Origin of the sequence: Oerskovia sp. NPDC056781 (assembly GCF_042789955.1) — a bacterium.
Classification (GTDB): Bacteria; Actinomycetota; Actinomycetes; order Actinomycetales; family Cellulomonadaceae; genus Oerskovia; species Oerskovia rustica.
Genome location: NZ_JBHUAD010000238.1, coordinates 1 through 5,739 on the forward strand (window position 1 = coordinate 1; position 5,739 = coordinate 5,739).

General features: G+C 71.6%; 5 protein-coding genes. 3 read left to right on the forward strand and 2 right to left on the reverse strand.

The window, feature by feature from the left end; genetic code table 11:
• Positions 1-76: 76 nt before the first annotated feature.
• Complete coding sequence (locus ACFRCR_RS16060; RefSeq protein WP_056652217.1) at positions 77-1,102, reverse strand: 6-phosphofructokinase; 1,026 nt, start codon at positions 1,100-1,102, stop codon at positions 77-79.
• A gap of 131 nt (positions 1,103-1,233) precedes the next feature.
• On the opposite strand from ACFRCR_RS16060, the gene ACFRCR_RS16065 reads away from it, so the two are divergent.
• Positions 1,234-2,043 carry a class I SAM-dependent methyltransferase gene (locus ACFRCR_RS16065; protein ID WP_377678905.1) on the forward strand — a complete coding sequence of 270 codons (810 nt, stop codon included), beginning with the start codon at positions 1,234-1,236 and terminating at the stop codon, positions 2,041-2,043.
• Positions 2,044-2,221: 178 nt separating this feature from the next.
• Positions 2,222-2,437: a helix-turn-helix domain-containing protein gene (locus ACFRCR_RS16070; RefSeq protein ID WP_377678906.1), complete on the forward strand. Its 216-nt coding sequence runs from the start codon at positions 2,222-2,224 to the stop codon at positions 2,435-2,437.
• Between the two features lie 56 nt (positions 2,438-2,493).
• Here ACFRCR_RS16070 and polA read toward each other — a convergent pair whose 3' ends face one another.
• On the reverse strand, positions 2,494-5,298 hold the full coding sequence (polA, locus tag ACFRCR_RS16075) for a DNA polymerase I (RefSeq protein WP_377678907.1): 2,805 nt from the start codon (positions 5,296-5,298) through the stop codon (positions 2,494-2,496).
• On the opposite strand from polA, the gene ACFRCR_RS16080 reads away from it, so the two are divergent.
• The gene (locus ACFRCR_RS16080; RefSeq protein ID WP_377678909.1) at positions 5,192-5,638 is read left to right on the forward strand and encodes a hotdog fold thioesterase; all 447 of its coding nucleotides are present in this window, start codon (positions 5,192-5,194) and stop codon (positions 5,636-5,638) included. The genes polA and ACFRCR_RS16080 overlap by 107 nt on opposite strands.
• The last annotated feature ends 101 nt before the right edge of the window (positions 5,639-5,739 follow it).

Below are 5,739 nucleotides of genomic sequence, written 5' to 3' on the forward strand. Positions count from 1 at the left end.
ATCAGGGACTGCTCGGAGCGGATGTACGGGTCCACGGGCGGCCGTCGCGCGTCCGCCGCCGAGGCGGGAACGAGGATCAGGACAGGGCGTGCGCGACCCGCAGCAGCTCGGCGGGAACGTGCTTGACCTTGCCGGCGATCTCGTCGAGCGGGACGAGCACGACGCTCTCCCCGCGCAGCGCCGTCATGACCTTCGACTCGCCCCGCGAGATCGCGTCGACCGCGGCCACGCCGAACCGGCTGCCGAGGATGCGGTCCGTGGGGGTCGGCTCCCCGCCGCGCTGGACGTGGCCGAGGACGGTCAGGCGCGTGTCGAACCCGGTGCGCTTGGCGATCTCGGCCGAGACGCGCTCACCGATCGACCCCGCGATGATCTCGCCGTACTTGCCGAGCTCCTGCGTGAAGTTCATGCTGCTGCCCTCGCGCGGCACGGCTCCTTCCGCGACGACCACGATCGAGAAGTTGGCGTGCGCACGGTGGCGGTGACGCAGGAACTTCTCGATGGCGTCCATGTCGAACGGGTCCTCGGGGGCGAGCACGACCTCGGCGCCACCGGCGATGCCGGCGTTCACGGCGATCCAGCCCGCGTGGCGCCCCATCACCTCGACGACCATGACACGGTTGTGGCTCTCCGCGGTCGTGTGGACGCGGTCGATCGCCTCGGTCGCGATGTTGACGGCCGTGTGGAAGCCGATCGACAGGTCGGTCCCCTCCACGTCGTTGTCGATCGTCTTGGGGATCGCGACGATGTTGACGCCCGCGTCCGCGACCTTGCTCGCGGCGTGCAGCGTGCCGTCGCCGCCGATGCAGATCATGGCGTCGAGACGCTCGGCCTCGACCGTCGCGAGGACCGCGTCGATCCCGCCGTCGGAGGCGTGGGGGTGGAAGCGAGCGGTCCCCAGGAGCGTTCCCCCGACGGGCAGCACGTTACGGATGTCCTGGCGCCCGAGCGGGATGATGTCGCCGTCGACGACGCCCTTCCAGCCGTTGCGGAACCCGATGATGGTGTGTCCGTACTCGCCCATCCCCTGCTTGACGACGGCCCTGATGGCCGCGTTCAAACCGGGGCAGTCCCCGCCACCTGTGAGCAGACCGATGCGCAACTCGAACCTCGTCTCGTGATGAGTGATCGTCGGAAGGCGGACCAGCGCCATCGCTCGACCGACCAGCCCCCACCCTATCGATCACCTGGGGCGATACCGCGGAACGACCCTCCTCGCGAGACGATGGATGCATGACGGATGAGACGATCGGGTCGGTCGGGTACCGCCACGTGCCCGCTGAGCAGGGTGGGGCCGCGAGCCGCACGTGGTGGGACGCCAACGCCGAGGAGTACCTCGACGAGCACGGGGACTTCCTCGGCGCGGTCGACTTCTGCTGGTGCCCCGAGGGGTTGCGCGAGTCCGAGGCACGCCTGCTGGGCGACCTCGACGGCCGCCGCGTGCTCGAGGTCGGCGCAGGCGCTGCACAGTGCTCGCGCTGGCTCGCGTCGCGCGGCGTCGAGGTGGTCGCGACCGACGTGTCGGGCGGCATGCTCGCCACGGGGGCGCGGCTCAACGCCGCGACGGGCGTCGCCGTGCCGCTCGTCCAGGCCGACGCGCGCAGGCTCCCGTTCGCCGACGGGAGCTTCGACGTCGCGTTCACGTCGTTCGGCGCGATCCCCTTCGTGCCCGACGCCGCGACGATCCACCGGGAGGCCGCTCGCGTCCTGCGCCCCGGCGGGGCATGGGTGTTCTCGGTGACGCACCCGTCGCGCTGGGCGTTCCCCGACGACCCGAGCGAGCACGGGCTGACGGCGAACCGCTCGTACTTCGACCGGCGCCCCTACGTCGAGACCGACACGGCCGGACGCGTGACCTACGCCGAGTACCACCGCACGGTCGGTGACCACGTGCGCGAGGTCGTCGGCGCCGGTCTCGTGATCGAGGACCTGGTCGAGCCCGAGTGGCCCGTCGACAACCAGGAGGTCTGGGGCGGATGGGGGCCGGTCCGGGGCGCGTACCTGCCGGGCACGGCGATCTTCCGGACACGCCGGGCACCCTGAGGTCACCGGGCTGCCCGACCCGCTCGACGGCGCGGACACCCGCAGCGACAGCCGGCGCGCCCAGGTCGCCCCGACACCGTAGGCGTCAACATGGGTTGACACTTGTCGAGACGTCAACCTATGTTGACAGGGTGGTGCGTACCACCCGACCGGAGGACACCCGATGAAGGAGCCAGACATGACGACGCTCGTCCGCGCGGCCGACGACGACGACCCGCTGCACGCCCTCGCGGCCCTCCGCGACCTGCGGCACGAGGCCGACCGGCGCGAGGCGCTCGTGGTCCGGCGCGCACGTTCCCGGGGCATCTCCTGGGCCGCGATCGCGACGATCCTCGGGGTCAGCCGCCAGGCCGTCCACAAGAAGTACGGCGGCTCGCGCTTCGCCCGGTCATGAGCATCGACCGGGCGCCGGGGCAGGGCTCCTCCGCCCTCCCGGCGCCCGGCCGGGGCTCAGTGGCCCGCGTCGTGCCAGGTGCGTCCTGCCCCCACCGAGACGTCCAGGGGCACGGAGAGCTCGGCCGCGGCGCCCATCTCACGGCGCAGGAGCTCCTCGACGGCGTCCCGCTCTCCCGGGGCGACCTCGACCACGAGCTCGTCGTGCACCTGGAGGAGCAGGCGCGAGCGCAGCTCCTGCTCGTCGAGCGCGCGCTGGACGCCCAGCATGGCGACCTTGATGATGTCGGCCGCGCTGCCCTGGATGGGCGCGTTGAGCGCCATGCGCTCGGCCATGTCGCGACGCTGGCGGTTGTCGCTCGTGAGGTCGGGCAGGTAGCGCCGACGACCCAGGATCGTCGCGGTGTAGCCCGTGACCCTGGCCTCGTCGACGACTCCCGTGAGGTAGTCGCGCACGCCGCCGAAACGCTTGAAGTAGTCCTCCATGAGACCTGCAGCCTCGCCGACGGAGATGTTCAGCTGCTGCGAGAGGCCGAACGAGGACAGGCCGTACGCCAGGCCGTAGGACATGGCCTTGATCTTGGAGCGCATGGCCGGGGTGACCTGGTCCGTCGGGACGTCGAACACGCGCGAGCCCACGTAGCTGTGCAGGTCCTCGCCCGAGCGGAACGCCTCGATGAGCCCCTCATCGCCCGACAGGTGCGCCATGATGCGCATCTCGATCTGGCTGTAGTCGGCGGTCAGCAGCGTCTCGTAGCCCTCGCCGACCACGAACGCGCGGCGGATCCGTCGGCCTGCCTCGGTACGGATGGGGATGTTCTGCAGGTTCGGGTCGGTCGAGCTCAGCCGCCCCGTCGCCGCGATGGTCTGCTGGAACGTCGTGTGGATGCGCCCGTCCGGGGCGACCGACTTGAGCAGGCCCTCGACCGTCTGGCGCAGGCGCGTGGCGTCGCGGTGCGCGAGCAGGTGCTCGAGGAACGGGTGGCCCGTCTTGGCGAACAGGTCCGCGAGGGCTGCGGCGTCCGTGGTGTAGCCGGTCTTGATCTTCTTGGTCTTGGGCATGCCCAGCTGGTCGAACAGGACCTCCTGGAGCTGCTTGGGCGAGCCCAGGTTCACCTCGCGGCCGATCACGTCGTACGCCTCGGAGGCGGCGGTCGCCACGAGCTCGCCGAAGTGCTTCTCGAGCTCGGTGAGGTACTCGACGTCCGCGGCGATGCCGCGCGACTCCATGCGGGCGAGCACGTCGACGAGCGGGAGCTCGAGGTCCTTGAGCAGGTGGTCCGCGCCGCGGTCGCGCAGCTCCCCCACCAGCACCTCCGAGAGGTCGAGGACGCCGGTGGCTCGCACGGCGTCCCGCTTGTCCTCGCCCGAGCCGTCGAGCGACAGGTCGAGCGCACCCTGGGGCTCGTCGACCTCCTCGACGCGCAGCTCGCGCTTGAGGTGCCGGATCGCGAGGTCACCCAGGTCGTAGCCGCGCTGGTCGGGGTGACACAGGTAGGCCGCGAGCTCGGTGTCGAACACGACGCCCCGCAGGTCGAAGCCGCGAGCGGCGAGCTCGTGCCAGGTCGCCTTGGCGCCGTGGACCACCTTGGGCGCCTCGGCGTCCGCGAGCCACGCCGACAGCGCCTGCTCGTCGACGACCGCGACGTCGGCGAGGTCGACCGCTACCGCCGCCGCGCCGTCGTCCGCGACCGCGAGCGACCAGGCGTCGCCGCCCACCGGGGCGGCCTTGCCCGCGACCACGAGGCCGACCGGGCGCTCCTTGCGGGCCGTGAGCCACGCGCCGAGCTCGCCCTGTCCGAGCGTGGCGAGCGAGACGTCGAAGCCCTCCTCGACGTCCTCCTCGCCCTCGGGGGCGAGCGCGAACAGGCGCTCGCGCAGGGCCGTGAACTCCAGCGCGTCGAACACGCGGTGCATGGCCTCGCGGTCCCAGGGCTGGGCAAGCAGGTCGTCGGGGCCGAGCGGGAGCTCCATGTCCGTGAGCAGGGCGTTGAGCTGGCGGTTGAGGCGCACCTGGTCGAGGTTGGCCCGCAGGTTCTCCCCCGCCTTGCCCGTGATCGCCTCGGCCGAGGCGAGCACGCCGTCAAGGCCGTCGTACGCGTTGATCCACTTGGCGGCCGTCTTGGGGCCCACGCCCGGGATGCCCGGCAGGTTGTCGCTCGTCTCCCCCACCAGTGCCGCGAGGTCCGGGTAGCGCTCGGGCGGGACGCCGTACTTCTCGAGGACCGCGTCCGGCGTCATGCGCGCGAGCGTCGAGACGCCCACCTTCGGGTAGAGCACCGTCACGTCGTCGCGCACGAGCTGGAACGAGTCGCGGTCCCCCGAGCAGATCAGGACCTCCATGCCCACGGCCGCGGCCTGGGTCGCGAGGGTCGCGAAGATGTCGTCCGCCTCGAAGTTCTCCTTCTGCAGGACGGGGATGTTGAGCGTCGCGAGGATGTCCTTGATGAGCGGGACCTGGCCCTTGAAGGGCTCGGGGCTCGCGTCGCGCGTGCCCTTGTACGTCGGCAGGACCTCGGTGCGGAACGACGCGCGCCCCGCGTCGAACGCGACCGCGACGTGCGTCGGCTTCTCGTCGCGCAGCAGGTTCGTCAGCATCGAGACGAACCCGTAGACGGCGTTCGTCGACTGACCGGTGGTCGTCGAGAACTTCTCGACCGGCAGGGCGAAGTAGGCCCGGTAGGCCATCGAGTGTCCGTCGATCAGCAGGAGGCGAGGTCGCGCAGTGGTGGTCACGAGTGCAAACCTATCCGCTATGACTGACACGTACGGAGCCGAGAGCCCGACCACCTCCCCCGACGACGCGGCGCTCGAGGCGCTGCGTGCGAGCACCGTGGGCACCCTCATCGAGCGCATGGGCATCACGCTCGACGACGTCGCCCCGGACCGCGTGACCGGCAGCATGCCGGTCGCCGGGAACACCCAGCCCGCGGGGCTGCTGCACGGCGGCGCGTCGGTCGTGCTCGCCGAGACGCTGGGTTCGATCGCGGCCCAGATCCACGCGGGCGAGGGGCGCGCGGCGGTGGGTATCGAGATCAACGCCACACACCACCGCGGGGTGCGCTCGGGCGCGGTGCACGGCGTCGCGACCGCGCTCCATCTCGGACGCACCACCGCGAGCTACGAGATCGTCGTCGTGGACGACGAGGCCCGCCGCGTGTGCACCGCGCGCCTGACGTGCATGGTGCTCGACGGGCGCTGAGCCACCTCACAGGCGCCGCGCCACTCACGGGCGCTCGGCCGGCCGGGTCTCTCCCCTGGCCTCCGGCGACGTCCCGACGGCGAAGGGCCCGGCTCGTGGGA

Excerpts from the sequence above, each read along its gene's own strand:
- ACFRCR_RS16065 (WP_377678905.1), top strand. The coding sequence starts at position 1,234 with ATGACGGATGAGACGATCGGGTCGGTCGGGTACCGCCACGTGCCCGCT.
- ACFRCR_RS16080 (WP_377678909.1), top strand. The coding sequence starts at position 5,192 with ATGACTGACACGTACGGAGCCGAGAGCCCGACCACCTCCCCCGACGAC.
- polA (WP_377678907.1), bottom strand. The coding sequence starts at position 5,298 with ATGCCCATGCGCTCGATGAGGGTGCCCACGGTGCTCGCACGCAGCGCC.
- ACFRCR_RS16070 (WP_377678906.1), top strand. The coding sequence starts at position 2,222 with ATGACGACGCTCGTCCGCGCGGCCGACGACGACGACCCGCTGCACGCC.